Origin of the sequence: Bacillus sp. NPDC057893 (assembly GCF_042796455.1) — a bacterium.
In the GTDB taxonomy this organism is placed as follows: Bacteria; Bacillota; Bacilli; order Bacillales; family Bacillaceae_G; genus Bacillus_A.
This window is the reverse complement of record NZ_JBHVNG010000001.1, coordinates 330,618-345,072: the sequence shown is the minus strand read 5'-3', so window position 1 is coordinate 345,072 and position 14,455 is coordinate 330,618. Positions and strand designations below refer to the sequence as shown.

Below are 14,455 nucleotides of genomic sequence, written 5' to 3'. Positions count from 1 at the left end.
TTTATTAAGAAAGGACTGTGATTACAGGGCATCATGAAAAAAATAATAATTATTTCTGCCGCTACTATTGTAATCGGTATCACATCTTTCGCTTACTTTGGTTCTAAATCACCACTGCAAAATGAGGCGAAAGCTGTCGAAAGTCAAAAACATAGTAACCATCCAAAAGAAGAGATTCCTGCTTTTCCAAAAGCTGATCATAATGCAAAGAAACTAGATGATAATTTTTCCGTTGTAACAAATCCAGATTCTGCTCTTGTATTAGTCAATAAACATCGTAAATTACCAAATGGGTACATTCCAGAAGATTTAACGAAACCGAACGTACCATTTACTAGTCCAAAAGATAAAGAGAAAACATTGCTTCGCAAAGATGCTGCAGACGCTCTTGAAAAAATGTTCCAAGCAGCCAAAGAAGAAGGTTTAGAACTTACAGCAGTTTCAGGTTACCGTTCTTACAAACGCCAACAGTCATTACATAATACATATATTAAACGCCAAGGAAAAGCTGAGGCTGATTCGGTAAGTGCAATTCCTGGAACAAGCGAGCATCAAACTGGTCTAGCAATGGATATTAGCTCAAAATCTGCTAAATTCCAATTAGAACCAATCTTCGGAGAGACAGCAGAAGGAAAATGGGTTGCAGAACATGCCCATGAGTTCGGATTTGTCATTCGTTATTTAGAGGATAAAACAGAGACAACAGAGTATTCATACGAACCGTGGCACTTACGCTACGTTGGCAATCCATATGCCGCATACATATATAAGCACCATCTAACATTAGAAGAGGCAATGAAGGACAAAAAATAAGAGAGCGAATCGCTCTCTTATTTTTCTTTTATTCTATTATTGTAATAATTTCTTCCATTCCTCAGGCCACGGTTCGCCTCTTCCAGTTTTTTTCGATGCTTGGACCATCATACCGCGTCCAACTAAACAAACTTCTCCTTCTGCATTTTTGACCATATAGTGTAAATCTAAAGAGGAGTTCCCAACCGCTCCTGCCTTTACATATATTTTCAACTGCTCATCAAAATAAATTTGTTTAATAAAATTGCATTGTAAATCTGCAACAACGATCATCGTTTCTGAAGATTCATGTGTCCATTCTTGCATAAATCCAAGTTCTTTAAACAATGCGATACGAGCTTCTTCAAAATATGTAAAAGCAACGACATTATTTACATGTCCAAACATATCTACTTCACCAAAACGAACTTTGACAGGATTATAAAATGAAAAACCACTCTCCCATTGCTCAAAGTCTTCAATATAAGAAATTCTCTTCATCGTTCCCTCTCCTTTTCGCCTTTAAAATAAACAGAATAAACAGAAATATAAAGTTATAAATATTGCCTCTTCAACATGAAGAGGCAATATTTATTAATAGTTATTGTCGCTACCAAAGAAATCTTTGAACGATTGAATTGTTGTATCACGGTTTAATGCTGCAATTGAAGTTGTTAATGGAATACCTTTCGGACATGATTGCACACAGTTTTGAGAGTTACCACAGTTTGCAAGTCCTCCATCACCCATAATTGCACGCAAGCGATCTGCTTTATGCATTTCACCAGTTGGATGCGAGTTAAATAAACGCGCTTGTGAAAGCGGTGCTGGTCCAATAAAGTCAGACTTACTGTTTACGTTCGGACATGACTCTAAGCAAACACCACATGTCATACATTTCGAAAGTTCATATGCCCATTGACGCTTTTTCTCTGGCATTCTTGGACCTGGTCCTAGGTCGTACGTACCGTCGATTGGAATCCAAGCTTTAACACGTTTTAACGCGTTAAACATACGGCTACGGTCAACTTGTAAGTCACGTACAATCGGGAATGTCTTCATCGGCTTTAAGCGAATTGGTTGTTCTAACTGGTCAATAAGAGCTGTACATGATTGACGTGGTTTTCCGTTAATCACCATCGAACAAGCACCACATACTTCTTCTAAACAGTTCATATCCCATGCAATCGGAGTCGTCTGGTTTCCTTTTGAATCAACAGGATTACGACGAATTTCCATCAGTGCCGAAATAATATTCATATTTGGACGATATGGAATTTCAAACTCTTGGTCAAACTCTTGTGCATCTGGTCCATCTTGTCTCGTAATGATGAGGCGGATTGTTTTCTCAGACATGTTGCTTATCCCCCTTCTCTTCACCCTTAGCAGCTACATCATGTTTTGAGGAATAGTCACGTTTACGTGGTTTAATTAATGAAACATCCACTTCTTCGTAATGGAATGCTGGTGCCTTTCCTTCTCCCTCAAATTTCGCCATCGTAGTTTTTAAGAAGTTTGCATCATCACGATTTGGGAATTCTGGTTTGTAATGCGCCCCGCGGCTTTCATTGCGGTTATATGCTCCAATTGTAATAACACGCGCTAACTCAAACATATTTGCAAGTTGGCGTGTAAATGAAGCACCTTGGTTACTCCATCTTGCTGTATCGTTAATGTTAATGCGTTTGTAACGCGCCATTAACTCTTCAATTTTCGCATCTGTTTCTAATAATTTTTTATTTTCACGAACTACTGTAACGTTATCTGTCATCCATTCTCCAAGCTCTTTATGAAGAACATACGCATTTTCGTTACCATCAAGCGCTAAAATATTGTTAAATTTCTCTGTTTCGATTAATTCATTTTGCTCATATACAGTAGATGAAACAGCATCAGATGATTTAGAAAGACCTTTCATATACTCAATTGCGTTCGGTCCTGCTACCATACCACCGTAAATTGCTGATAATAGTGAGTTCGCACCAAGGCGATTACCACCGTGCATAGAATAATCACACTCACCTGCTGCAAATAAACCTGGAATACTTGTCATTTGTTTATAATCAACCCATAATCCGCCCATTGAATAGTGAACCGCTGGGAATATTTTCATTGGTAGTTTACGAGGATCATCACCTGTAAATTTCTCATAGATTTCAATAATTCCACCAAGTTTAATATCTAGTTCTTTCGGATCTTTATGAGAAAGATCTAAGTACACCATGTTTTCACCGTTAATACCTAGTTTTTGCTCTACGCAAACATCAAAGATTTCACGCGTTGCAATATCACGAGGTACAAGGTTTCCGTAAGCTGGATATTTTTCTTCTAAGAAGTACCATGGCTTACCATCTTTATATGTCCAAACACGTCCACCTTCACCACGTGCAGATTCACTCATAAGACGTAACTTATCATCTCCAGGAATTGCCGTTGGATGGATTTGAATGAACTCACCGTTCGCATAATATGCACCTTGTTGATATACAGCAGACGCTGCTGTACCTGTATTAATAATAGAGTTTGTTGATTTTCCAAAGATGATACCAGGGCCCCCTGTTGCCATAATTACGGCATCAGCTTGGAAACTTTTTATCTCCATAGTTTGTAAGTCTTGCGCGACGATTCCTCGGCACACACCTTCATCATCCACAACAGCTCGTAAGAAATCCCAACCTTCATATTTCGTTACAAGTCCTGCTACTTCATGACGACGTACTTGCTCATCTAATGCATATAGTAATTGTTGACCAGTTGTTGCGCCAGCAAATGCTGTACGGTGATGTTGTGTTCCACCGAAACGACGGAAATCAAGAAGTCCTTCTTCCGTACGGTTGAACATAACACCCATGCGGTCCATTAAATGAATAATACCAGGTGCTGCATCACACATCGCTTTAACTGGTGGTTGGTTCGCTAAGAAGTCCCCACCATAAATTGTATCGTCAAAGTGGATCCATGGAGAATCCCCTTCACCTTTTGTATTTACGGCACCGTTAATTCCACCTTGGGCACATACAGAATGTGAACGTTTTACTGGTACTAAAGAAAATAGTTCAACATTCACTCCTGCTTCTGCCGCTTTAATCGTTGCCATTAAGCCGGCCAAGCCACCGCCGACTACTATAAGTTTCCCTTTCATGCTCTCCCACTCCTTACTGGTTTGCTAGCTGTGGATCGATGAACGCTAATAATGCACTCACACCTACATAAGATAGACCTAAGAAAATAGCTAATGTTACATAAGTAGAGATTCTTTGTGAACGTGGAGATACTGTAATTCCCCAGCTTATGCAGAATGTCCATAGTCCATTTGCAAAGTGGAAAATTGTTGAAACAACACCAACTAAATAGAAACCAAACATAAATGGGTTGTTTAAAATATCTGCCATCATATCATAGTTTACCTCTTTACCTAACAATGCTTGAATACGAGTTTCCCAGACGTGCCAAGAAATGAAGATCAGCGTAACGATACCTGAAATTCGTTGGAAGACGAACATCCAGTTACGGAAATAGCCGTAAGATACCGCATTGTTCTTAGCTGTAAATGCAATATATAAGCCATATATAGCATGGTACAGTATAGGTAAAAAGATGATGAAAATTTCTAGCGCATACCGGAATGGAAGGAGCTCCATAAAGCCTGCAGCTTTGTTAAAAGCCTCTGCTCCTCTTGTTGCAAAGTTGTTTACAATTAAATGTTGCGTCAAAAAGACACCAACCGGGATGACCCCCATTAATGAGTGCCACTTACGAAACGTATACTCGCGGCCTTTCATGTCCCCATTACCCCCTTGAATGTTTGACTGCTGTTTTCAGATTAATTTACAACAATAATGTTTTTTCACTATTGGCATAAGAAAAACTGAAAAAATTATTCAAAATATTTCAGCATAATTTGATTCCAAGTTCATTTTACCCCTATTTTTGTCGAAGCGTCAAGAAAACGTATACATAATTTGCATATAATTTGCCAATTCTTTTTTTCTTCTTATATATTCAGATTTTCCCTAAGAAAAATCTGTTTTTATAAATGAAAAATGTTATATAATAAGCCCTATAGAAAGAGGGGAATATTGTGAGCAAAAATACAATCGATATAACATCTTTAGAAGATGTTTCATTGAACGCCTTCGCTTATGAATTGCTACGTGAAGAATTACTACCTGATTTAATTGGTAACGATTTAGATGGTATTTTATACTGGGCCGGTAGAAACCTTGCGAGAAAATATCCGCTAGAAACAATTGAAGAAGTCATTCAGTTTTTTGAAAAAGCTGGTTGGGGTACTTTAAGCATCATTGAACATAAACGTCGTGAAATGCAGTTTCAACTTAAAGGTACACTTATTACTGAGCGTCAAAAACAAAAAAGGCATTCATCTTATCAATTAGAAGCTGGATTTATCGCCGAGCAAATTCAAAGACAAAGAAACGTCGTTGCAGAGTCCTATGAGGAACAGAAAAAACGTTCAGACTCTATTACATTTCTTGTTAAATGGGATATAAAAGATCTCATTGAAGTGTAGCATCTACTTACAGTCAACTAGACATATAAGTTTAGTTGACTTTTTTGTATATTCATTTAGGTGCGTTTATTTTAAATCTTCAGAAATTATATCAAAAAACAGAAGACATTGTAAACTACAACGTCTTCTTATCTGTTAAATAAGTATAAATTGTCTCCGCTACATTTTTCGGCATACCCGCTTCGACAAATTCCGATATGGAAGCTTCTTTCATCTTTTTTAATGAACCAAAATGTTTTAGCAATACTTTTTTTCGTTTATCACCGATTCCTGGAATTTCATCCAACGCGGATTGAATAACAGATTTCCCGTGTAATTGACGATGGAATGTAATTGCAAATCGATGTACTTCATCTTGAATGCGCTGCAATAAATAAAACTCTTGGCTATTCCTCGTAAGCATAACAGGCTCAGGCGGATCCCCAATAATTAAATGTGATGTTTTATGTTTTTCATCTTTTACAAGCCCAGCCATTGGAATATATAATCCAAGCTCGTTTTCAAGAACATCACTTGTAGCCGTGAGATGTCCTTTTCCCCCATCGATAATTATTAAATCTGGCAGAGGTAAATTTTCCTTTAATGCTCTCGTATAACGGCGTCTCACAACTTCCCTCATAGACTCGTAATCATCTGGCCCTTGGACCGTTTTAATTTTATATTTCCGATATTCTTTCTTCGCTGGTTTCCCATCGATAAAAACAATCATTGCTGAAACAGGATTTGTTCCTTGAATATTTGAATTATCAAACGCTTCAATACGATAGGGTGTTTCAATCCCTAGTTGCTTTCCTAGATTATCAACAGCTTTAATCGTCCGTTCTTCATCACGTTCAATTAAGTGAAATTTCTCTTCTAGTGCAATTTTCGCATTTTTATTTGCTAATTCCACAAGATCTTTTTTCTTTCCACGCTTCGGCTGTGTCGCTTCAACTTCTAAAAAGCGCTCTACTAATTCTGAATCTATACTTCCTGGAACAACAATTTCCTTCGGCTTGAAATGACTACTGTTTTCATAAAATTGACCGATAAAAGTTAAAAAACCCTCTTCAGGTTCATCATATATCGGGAACATGGAAACATCGCGCTCAATTAACTTTCCTTTTCGAACGAAGAAAACTTGAACACACATCCAGCCTTTATCAACTGCATACCCAAACACATCACGATCCACTAAATCACTCATAATCATCTTTTGCTTTTCCATAATTGCATCAATATGAGCAATTTGATCTCGCAACTCTTTCGCCCGTTCAAATTCTAGTTTCTCTGAAGCCTCATACATCTTCGTTTCTAATTCTGAACGAATTTCTTTATGCCCACCGTTTAAGAATTTAATAATTTCATCAACAATTTCTTTGTTTTGCTCATCCGGTACTTCTTTCACACAAGGTGCTAAACATTGACCCATATGATAATACAAGCAAACTTTATCTGGCATATTTGAACATTTACGAAGTGGATACATACGATCTAATAATTTCTTTGTTTCATGTGCCGATTGCGCATTTGGATAAGGCCCAAAGTACTTTCCTTTATCCTTTTTTACATTTCGCGTAATGAGTAAGCGCGGCTGTTTTTCAGCTGTAATTTTAATGAAAGGATATGTTTTATCATCTTTTAATTGAATATTATATTTTGGATCATATTTTTTTATTAAATTTAACTCTAAAATAAGAGCCTCCAAATTTGAGGAAGTCACAATATATTCAAAATCAACAATTTCTCCAACAAGCCGAAGTGTTTTCCCATCATGTGAACCAGTAAAGTACGAGCGCACACGATTTTTGAGTACCTTTGCTTTTCCAACATATATAACCGTTCCCTGTTTATCCTTCATTAAATAACAACCAGGTTGATCGGGCAAAATTGCTAACTTCTCTTTTAAATGCTCGTGCACTCGTCTCCCTCCATTTCTACATGCTTATCATTTTTATTTTCACATAAAAACATACTATGTCAAAACACCCAACATACGTTCTTTTATTGTAACGGAAAGGTTGTAAAAAAGAAAATAAAAAAAGCTACCAAATGGTAGCTTCTTTATTTTAGAAGTGTTTAGAAACTAATTCTACTAACGCTTCTTTCGGTTTATATCCTAACGCTTGATCAACTACTTTACCGTCTTTTAATACGAAAAGAGCTGGAATACTCATTACTTCGAATTGACGAGCAGTTTCTTGATTTTCATCAACGTCCACTTTTACTACTTTTACTTTCTCGCCTAACTCTGAATCGATTTCCTCTAATACAGGAGCGATCATTTTACAAGGTCCGCACCAAGGCGCCCAGAAATCTAATAATACAACACCTTCGCTAGTTTCAGCTGCGAAGCTTTGGTCATTTGCATTTATAATTGCCATTTTATTTCCTCCTTCAAGTATATTCTACCAAGAGTATATCATTAACTTTTATACGTGGCGAATATTATGTATCGTTATGTATTGTAACAAAAAAATGTTCCTTTATACTATATAAAAATATGGATGAAATACTAAAAAGATGAGAGACAGGGGATCTCTCACCTTCTTCTATATATAGGGGTACTTCACTTGGAACTCAAGGGTACTCAAATCATGAATGTACTTTTAACTTTTTAAACTCTTCTGTTAAAAGAGGTAATACTTCAAATAGATCACCGACAATACCGTAGTCAGCTACCTTGAAGATACTCGCTTCTGGATCTTTGTTAATCGCAACGATTATTTTTGAGTTAGACATACCAGCTAAATGCTGAATCGCACCAGAAATTCCGCATGCAATGTATAAGTCTGGTGTAACAACTTTACCTGTTTGACCAATTTGTAATGAGTAATCACAATACTCAGCGTCACAAGCACCACGAGATGCTCCAACAGCGCCGCCTAATACGTCAGCTAACTCTTTCAATGGTTTAAATCCTTCTTCACTCTTCACACCGCGTCCGCCAGCGATAATAACTTTCGCTTCAGAAAGATCAACACCTTCTGCCGTTTTACGGACAACGTCTTGAATGATTGTACGTAAGTCTTTCACATCAACTGTAATAGAAGACGCTTCACCTGTGCGAGATTCATCTTTTTCAAGAGTTGCGATATTATTTGGACGCACTGTCGCAAATAATATACCATTTGTTACAATCTTCTTCTCGAATGCTTTACCAGAGTAAATTGGACGAGTGAAGATAACATTTCCACCTTCAACTTCTAAAGCCGTCACGTCAGAAACTAAACCTGCTTCTAATTTCGCTGCTAATTTTGGCGATAAATCTTTACCAAGTGCTGTATGTCCAAATACAATACCTTCTGGTTTTTCTTCAGCATATACAGCTAAAAACGCTTGTGCATAACCATCAGACGTATATGATTTTAATTTATCATTTTCAACTGTCACAACGCGATCTGCACCGTAATGAATCAATTCATTTGCAAAAGAGGCCACGCTGTCTCCAACTAGAAGACCTACCACTTCACCGCCTTCTGCAATTGTTTTTGCTGCTGCTACCGCTTCAAACGAAACGTTACGTAGTGATCCGTCACGAACTTCACCCATTACTAATACTTTACGAGCCATAGATTTTCCCTCCTGCATATATAATTTCGTATTTTATTAGATTACTTTCGCTTCTGTATGGAGCAACGATACAAGTTCTTTTACTTGATCTTGCAGCTCGCCTTGTAACACTTTTCCTGCATCTTTCTTAGGAGGCAAATAGATTTCAATTGTTTTTGTCTTTGCTTCCACATCATCTTCTTCTAAATCTAAATCATCTAATTCTACTTCTTCTAGCGGCTTTTTCTTCGCTTTCATAATACCTGGAAGCGATGGATAACGAGGTTCATTTAAACCTTGTTGCGCTGTGACTAAAACTGGTAATGATGTTTCAATAACTTCTGTATCACCTTCAACATCACGCTCAATTTTCACGTTTGTACCATCAATTTCAAGTTTTGTGATTGTCGTTACGTATGGGATATTTAACGCTTCAGCTACGCGTGGACCAACTTGTCCAGACGCTCCGTCAATCGCAACGTTCCCGCCTAAAATTAAATCTACTTCTTTATCTTTCAAATATTCAGCAAGTACTTTTGCTGTCGTGAACTGGTCACCATTTTCAACATCATCTTCAATATTAATTAACACCGCTTTATCGCAGCCCATCGCTAATGCAGTACGAAGCTCTTTCTCACTATCTTCGCCACCAACTGTTACGACAGTAACCTCTCCACCTTGTGCATCTCTTACTTGAATTGCTTCTTCAATCGCATATTCATCGTAAGGGTTGATGATGAATTCCGCTTCGCCATCGTAAATTGCACCGTTTTTAATTACGATTTTTTCTTCTGTATCAAATGTTCGTTTCATGAGTACGTAGATGTTCATTTCATTTACCCCCTTGTTTTTCAGAAAGATTCTATCAATTTTAAAATTCTGTTAATTTATATTAAAAAAATAATTGAACTACCTGCCACTAAATGAAGGCTTACGTTTTTCTAAAAACGCTGCTACACCTTCTCTTCCATCTTCACTCGTAAATACTTCACCAAAAATCTGTGATTCACGTTGTACACCTTCATAATAATGAGACGATTTCGTCGTTTGCAATAACTCTAGTACAGCACGAGTTGTTGCTGGACTTTTTCCAGCAATTTGTTTTGCAACTTTAAGCGTATCATCTAAAAACGATTCTTCAGAGAACAATCCGTTAACAAGTCCCCATTTTAATGCTTCAGCACCAGTAATTGGCGTACTTGTTAACATCATTTCACAAGCTTTCGCTTTCCCAACATAACGTGGTAAGCGTTGTGTACCTGCAAAGCCAGGAATTAATCCAAGTGTCAATTCAGGCAAACCAAGTTTTGCACTTTCAGTAGCAAAGCGCATGTGGCAAGACATAGCAAACTCAAGGCCGCCGCCAAGTGCCGCTCCATGAATTGCCGCAATAACTGGTTTTGAACATTTTTCTACGCGCTCAAACGTAACTTGTCCAAGTTGCGCTAATTCTGTCGCTTGCTTCGCTTCAGTAACAGATGTAAATTCTTTAATATCTGCTCCTGCTGAGAAGAAACGTCCTTCCCCATGAAGAACAACAACACGAATGTTATCATCCTTTTCCACTTGATCGATTAATTCAGTAACGTCATGCATAACTTGTGAAGACATCGCATTAGCTGGAGCATGATTTAACGTCGCCACCGCGATATGATCTTCAACTTTTACAGATAGGAATTTCAACATGATCCCTCCCATTATTGACGATAACCACAAGCTGCAATAAGTAGCCCATGTACCGTTTTTGAAAGTGCGACCAGATCATACTTATGATCGCTCATTACCCAATTGGTCACAACTTCATCTACTGTTCCAAAGATCATTTGTCTTGCCACGCGAACATTTAAATCCGCCTGAAATTCACCTTGCTTTATACCTGTCTCTAAAATCTCATCCATAACTTGTAAGTAGCCTTTTAATACTTCATTTATTTTAAGGCGCAAGTCTTGATTGGACTGCCTTAGTTCTAATTGCGTAACGATAGCAAGAGGATCATTTTGTGACAACAGCAAGAAGTGCGTTTCTACCAACATGAATAACTTCGCTACAGCGCTTTCAATTCCTGCTATTTTTTGACGAATTGTTTCAACAAATTCTCCCATCTTCTCTTGGAATAAGGATATTAATATATCTTCTTTATTTTTAAAATATAAATAAATCGTGCCATCAGCTACTCCTGCTTGCTTTGCAATTTTAGAAACTTGCGCTTGATGGTATCCATTCTCCGCAATCACAATGACTGCTGCATCAATAATTTGATTGTATTTCGGTCTATTTTTCTTCACTTTACTGTCCCCTTCAAGAAGATGACTGAATGAATAGTCATTCATATTCTTATAATACTGACTATTTAGAAAAGTGTCAATCCTATTTTTTCAAAAAGAAAGGGCCTTAGCCCGTTTGCTCATCCTCATTCTTTCTCTTCTCTTCATCTATTAGGACACGGCGTAAAATTTTTCCGACTGTCGTCTTCGGCAACTCACTTCTAAACTCATATACTTTCGGGACTTTATAAGCTGCTAAATATTTACGTGCAAACTGATCTAATTCTTCTTCAGAACATTCTACGCCTTCTTTCAAAACAACAAACGCTTTTACAGTTTCCCCTCGATACGGATCAGGAACACCGATTGTTACCACTTCTTGCACCTTTTCGTGTTCATATAACACTTCTTCTACTTCACGAGGATATACGTTAAAACCACTAGCAACAATCATATCTTTCTTACGATCTTTCACATAGAAAAAGCCATCCTCATCCATGTATCCTACATCACCTGTATGAAGCCAGCCATCTTGCAATACAGCTGCCGTTTCTTCTGGCTTATTCCAATACCCTTTCATAATTTGTGGGCCCCTTACAACAATTTCACCAATTTCACCCGGAGGTAATGCCTCTCCTGTTTCAAGTGACATGATGATTGCCTCTGTATCTGGCCACGGTACCCCAATACTTCCCGGAACTCGTTTTTCCCACAAAAAATTCCCATGTGTAACTGGTGATGACTCAGTTAATCCATAACCTTCTACTAATTTACCACCTGTAACTCTCTCAAACTCCTCCTGTACTTCTACAGGAAGCGGTGCAGAACCACTAATACAAGCCTGAATTGAAGAAATATCATATTCTTTTAAAAGAGGACTATTTAATAGAGCAATGTAAATAGTTGGTGCTCCTGGAAATAGTGTAACTTTATGTTTCTTAATTGCTTCAAAAACCATTTTCATATCAAATTTCGGAATAAGCACCATTTTATATCCTTGCATAATACTTAAATTCATTACAGCTGTCATCCCGTACACATGAAAAAACGGAAGAACACCAAGAATTACCTCTTCTCCTTCTTTACAATTATATAACCAATGTGCGCCCATTAAAGTGTTCGAAACGAGGTTTTTATGCGTTAACATAACCCCTTTTGGAAACCCTGTCGTTCCCCCTGTATACTGCAAAAGGGCTAAATCATTTTCAGGATCACATGGAACTTCAACATTAGTACTACTTTCCCTTTCTACCGATTTCCAAAGATGAATCGTTTCGCTTTCCGACACATTCACAACAAGATTTGCCTGCTTTTTTTGTACAAATGGATAAAGTAAATTTTTAGGAAATGGTAAAAAATCTGCAATACGGGTTACGATAATGTGCTCAAGCTTTGTTGCAGTTTGAACGTTAGTAACTCTCGGAAACACTAAATCAAGGCAAAGAATAACTTTTGCCCCTGAGTCATGAAGTTGGTACTCAAGCTCTCTTTCTGTATAAAGAGGATTCGTTTGTACGACAATCCCTCCCGCAAGCAAAGTACCATAATAACCAATTACAGATTGCGGACAATTTGGTAACATAATCGCAACTCTATCGCCTTTTTCAATACCAAGCCTTTGAAGGTAATTCGCAAATTTCTTTACCTTGTCATGGAAATCTGAAAATGTAACATCTTTACCTAAAAAGTGAAGCGCTTTCTTTTCTGGATAACGAGCAGCCATTTTCTCTAAATATCTATGAAGTGGCTGAATATCATAAGAAATTGTCCCTGGAATTTCATCTGGATAACTCTGCAGCCAAGGTTTTTCCACTCTCATTCCCCCTTCCAATACTTGTGAAAATAAATGAATGTTCATTCATGATGTTGTTTTCATTATATTATAGTCATAACAACGTTACAATCATAATATTCTGACTTTTATATAACTATGCTTTACTTCGTTAACTTCTTATTATATGTATAAACTCTCCTAATCTTAAAAGAATAAGAGAGTTCACGTTACTTAGCTTAATCTTATAATCGTTAAAACTGCACCAGGTGTAGTCGTTGATAATGTTGCAACAGCTAACAAACCAAATAATTGCAAACTAATAGCATCTCCTGCTGCAAGAGTTGTAATAATTGTTGCACTAAATGATGTAGTTGCTAATGCAGGGGAATTGATAGTCCCGGCAAGCGCTGCTCCATTAATTGTAATTCGCGAACTAACTAATAATGAAGCTGTTATATTAATTGTATATGAAATATAATAATTCCCTGCATTTGCAGCCGTAAATACTGTGTTCCCCCCAGACACTGTAATACCTGGGCCGATATTTTGATTATTCGGGAGTGTGACATTTGTTCCACCCAGTAGTACCGATATTGCTGTACCCGATGTATTATTTGCAAATGCATATGTTGCCGTGATACTTGTACCTGTTGCTCCTGTTATTCCTGTCGACCCCGTTGGACCCGTTGCTCCTGTTATTCCTGTCGACCCTGTTGGACCCGTTACTCCCGTTGGACCTGTCGACCCTGTTGGACCTGTTGCTCCCGTTATTCCTGTCGATCCCGTTGGACCCGTTGCTCCCGTTATTCCTGTTATTCCTGTTGCTCCCGTTATTCCTGTCAATCCTGTTGGACCTGTTGGACCCGTTGCTCCCGTTGCTCCCGTTATTCCTGTCAATCCTGTTGCTCCTGTTGCTCCTGTTGCTCCTGTTGCTCCTGTTGCTCCCGTTATTCCTGTTGCTCCCGTTATTCCTGTTATTCCTGTTGCTCCCGTTATTCCTGTTATTCCTGTTGCTCCCGTTATTCCTGTTGCTCCCGTTATTCCTGTCGCTCCTGTTATTCCTGTTGCTCCCGTTATTCCTGTCGATCCCGTTGGACCTGTTGCTCCTGTTATTCCTGTTGGACCTGTTGGGCCTGTTGCTCCCGTTATTCCTGTCGATCCCGTTGGACCTGTTGCTCCTGTTACTCCCGTTGGACCTGTTGCTCCCGTTATTCCTGTCGATCCTGTTGCTCCTGTTACTCCCGTTGGACCTGTTGCTCCTGTTATTCCTGTCGATCCTGTTGGACCCGTTGCTCCTGTTATTCCTGTCGATCCTGTCGGACCCGTTGCTCCTGTTATTCCTGTCGATCCTGTTGGACCCGTTGCTCCTGTTATTCCTGTCGATCCTGTCGGACCCGTTGCTCCTGTTATTCCTGTCGATCCTGTTGGACCCGTTGCTCCTGTTATTCCTGTCGATCCTGTCGGACCCGTTGCTCCTGTTATTCCTGTCGATCCTGTTGGACCCGTTGCTCCTGTTATTCCTGTCGATCCTGTAGGACCCGTTGCTCCAGTTATTCCTGTCGA

The 14,455-nt window shown here is 38.4% G+C and carries 14 protein-coding genes; 2 read left to right on the top strand and 12 right to left on the bottom strand.

Features of this window, described 5'->3' with window-relative positions:
* The first annotated feature begins 33 nt into the window (after positions 1-33).
* Positions 34-813 (top strand): M15 family metallopeptidase, encoded by a 780-nt coding sequence (locus ACFVQC_RS01970; RefSeq protein ID WP_377892012.1) that lies wholly within the window; start codon positions 34-36, stop codon positions 811-813.
* 36 nt (positions 814-849) lie between these two features.
* On the opposite strand, the gene ACFVQC_RS01965 is transcribed toward ACFVQC_RS01970, so the two are convergent.
* From ACFVQC_RS01965 to sdhC, 4 genes are all read right to left on the bottom strand, one after another.
* On the bottom strand, positions 850-1,293 hold the full coding sequence (locus ACFVQC_RS01965) for an acyl-CoA thioesterase (RefSeq protein WP_002145496.1): 444 nt from the start codon (positions 1,291-1,293) through the stop codon (positions 850-852).
* 93 nt (positions 1,294-1,386) lie between these two features.
* A complete protein-coding gene (gene sdhB, locus ACFVQC_RS01960; protein WP_002088861.1) occupies positions 1,387-2,148 on the bottom strand; it encodes a succinate dehydrogenase iron-sulfur subunit in 762 nt (253 codons plus the stop codon).
* Positions 2,141-3,934 (bottom strand): succinate dehydrogenase flavoprotein subunit, encoded by a 1,794-nt coding sequence (gene sdhA / locus ACFVQC_RS01955; RefSeq protein WP_377892007.1) that lies wholly within the window; start codon positions 3,932-3,934, stop codon positions 2,141-2,143. Before sdhA ends, sdhB begins: the two co-directional genes overlap by 8 nt.
* Positions 3,935-3,947: 13 nt before the next feature.
* Positions 3,948-4,574: a succinate dehydrogenase cytochrome B558 gene (sdhC, locus tag ACFVQC_RS01950; protein ID WP_002015407.1), complete on the bottom strand. Its 627-nt coding sequence runs from the start codon at positions 4,572-4,574 to the stop codon at positions 3,948-3,950.
* Positions 4,575-4,873: 299 nt separating this feature from the next.
* On the opposite strand from sdhC, the gene ACFVQC_RS01945 reads away from it, so the two are divergent.
* A complete protein-coding gene (locus ACFVQC_RS01945) occupies positions 4,874-5,323 on the top strand; it encodes a YslB family protein (RefSeq protein WP_002015405.1) in 450 nt (149 codons plus the stop codon).
* Between the two features lie 115 nt (positions 5,324-5,438).
* Here the strand turns inward: ACFVQC_RS01945 and uvrC are convergent, their stop codons facing one another.
* From uvrC to ACFVQC_RS01905, 8 genes are all read right to left on the bottom strand, one after another.
* On the bottom strand, positions 5,439-7,223 hold the full coding sequence (uvrC, locus tag ACFVQC_RS01940) for an excinuclease ABC subunit C (protein WP_377897311.1): 1,785 nt from the start codon (positions 7,221-7,223) through the stop codon (positions 5,439-5,441).
* A 148-nt stretch (positions 7,224-7,371) separates the two neighbouring features.
* Entirely contained in the window at positions 7,372-7,686 is a 315-nt protein-coding gene (gene trxA / locus ACFVQC_RS01935; protein ID WP_000974757.1) for a thioredoxin, read from the bottom strand.
* A gap of 211 nt (positions 7,687-7,897) precedes the next feature.
* Positions 7,898-8,875 (bottom strand): electron transfer flavoprotein subunit alpha, encoded by a 978-nt coding sequence (gene etfA / locus ACFVQC_RS01930; protein ID WP_377891999.1) that lies wholly within the window; start codon positions 8,873-8,875, stop codon positions 7,898-7,900.
* A gap of 36 nt (positions 8,876-8,911) precedes the next feature.
* Positions 8,912-9,685 (bottom strand): electron transfer flavoprotein subunit beta, encoded by a 774-nt coding sequence (gene etfB, locus ACFVQC_RS01925; protein WP_001029036.1) that lies wholly within the window; start codon positions 9,683-9,685, stop codon positions 8,912-8,914.
* Between the two features lie 78 nt (positions 9,686-9,763).
* A complete protein-coding gene (locus tag ACFVQC_RS01920) occupies positions 9,764-10,540 on the bottom strand; it encodes an enoyl-CoA hydratase (protein ID WP_002145489.1) in 777 nt (258 codons plus the stop codon).
* A gap of 11 nt (positions 10,541-10,551) precedes the next feature.
* Positions 10,552-11,139, bottom strand: a complete 588-nt coding sequence (locus tag ACFVQC_RS01915; protein WP_012261773.1) for a fatty acid metabolism transcriptional regulator FadR — start codon at positions 11,137-11,139, stop codon at positions 10,552-10,554.
* A gap of 106 nt (positions 11,140-11,245) precedes the next feature.
* Positions 11,246-12,931 (bottom strand): long-chain-fatty-acid--CoA ligase, encoded by a 1,686-nt coding sequence (locus ACFVQC_RS01910; RefSeq protein ID WP_377897310.1) that lies wholly within the window; start codon positions 12,929-12,931, stop codon positions 11,246-11,248.
* 192 nt (positions 12,932-13,123) lie between these two features.
* A partial coding sequence (locus ACFVQC_RS01905; protein WP_483861775.1) for a BclA C-terminal domain-containing protein occupies positions 13,124-14,455 on the bottom strand: 1,332 nt, incomplete at its 5' end.

Coding starts and splice junctions, on each gene's coding strand:
- ACFVQC_RS01970 (WP_377892012.1), top strand. CDS start 34: ATGAAAAAAATAATAATTATTTCTGCCGCTACTATTGTAATCGGTATC.
- ACFVQC_RS01965 (WP_002145496.1), bottom strand. CDS start 1,293: ATGAAGAGAATTTCTTATATTGAAGACTTTGAGCAATGGGAGAGTGGT.
- sdhB (WP_002088861.1), bottom strand. CDS start 2,148: ATGTCTGAGAAAACAATCCGCCTCATCATTACGAGACAAGATGGACCA.
- sdhA (WP_377892007.1), bottom strand. CDS start 3,934: ATGAAAGGGAAACTTATAGTAGTCGGCGGTGGCTTGGCCGGCTTAATG.
- sdhC (WP_002015407.1), bottom strand. CDS start 4,574: ATGAAAGGCCGCGAGTATACGTTTCGTAAGTGGCACTCATTAATGGGG.
- trxA (WP_000974757.1), bottom strand. CDS start 7,686: ATGGCAATTATAAATGCAAATGACCAAAGCTTCGCAGCTGAAACTAGC.
- etfA (WP_377891999.1), bottom strand. CDS start 8,875: ATGGCTCGTAAAGTATTAGTAATGGGTGAAGTTCGTGACGGATCACTA.
- etfB (WP_001029036.1), bottom strand. CDS start 9,685: ATGAACATCTACGTACTCATGAAACGAACATTTGATACAGAAGAAAAA.
- ACFVQC_RS01920 (WP_002145489.1), bottom strand. CDS start 10,540: ATGTTGAAATTCCTATCTGTAAAAGTTGAAGATCATATCGCGGTGGCG.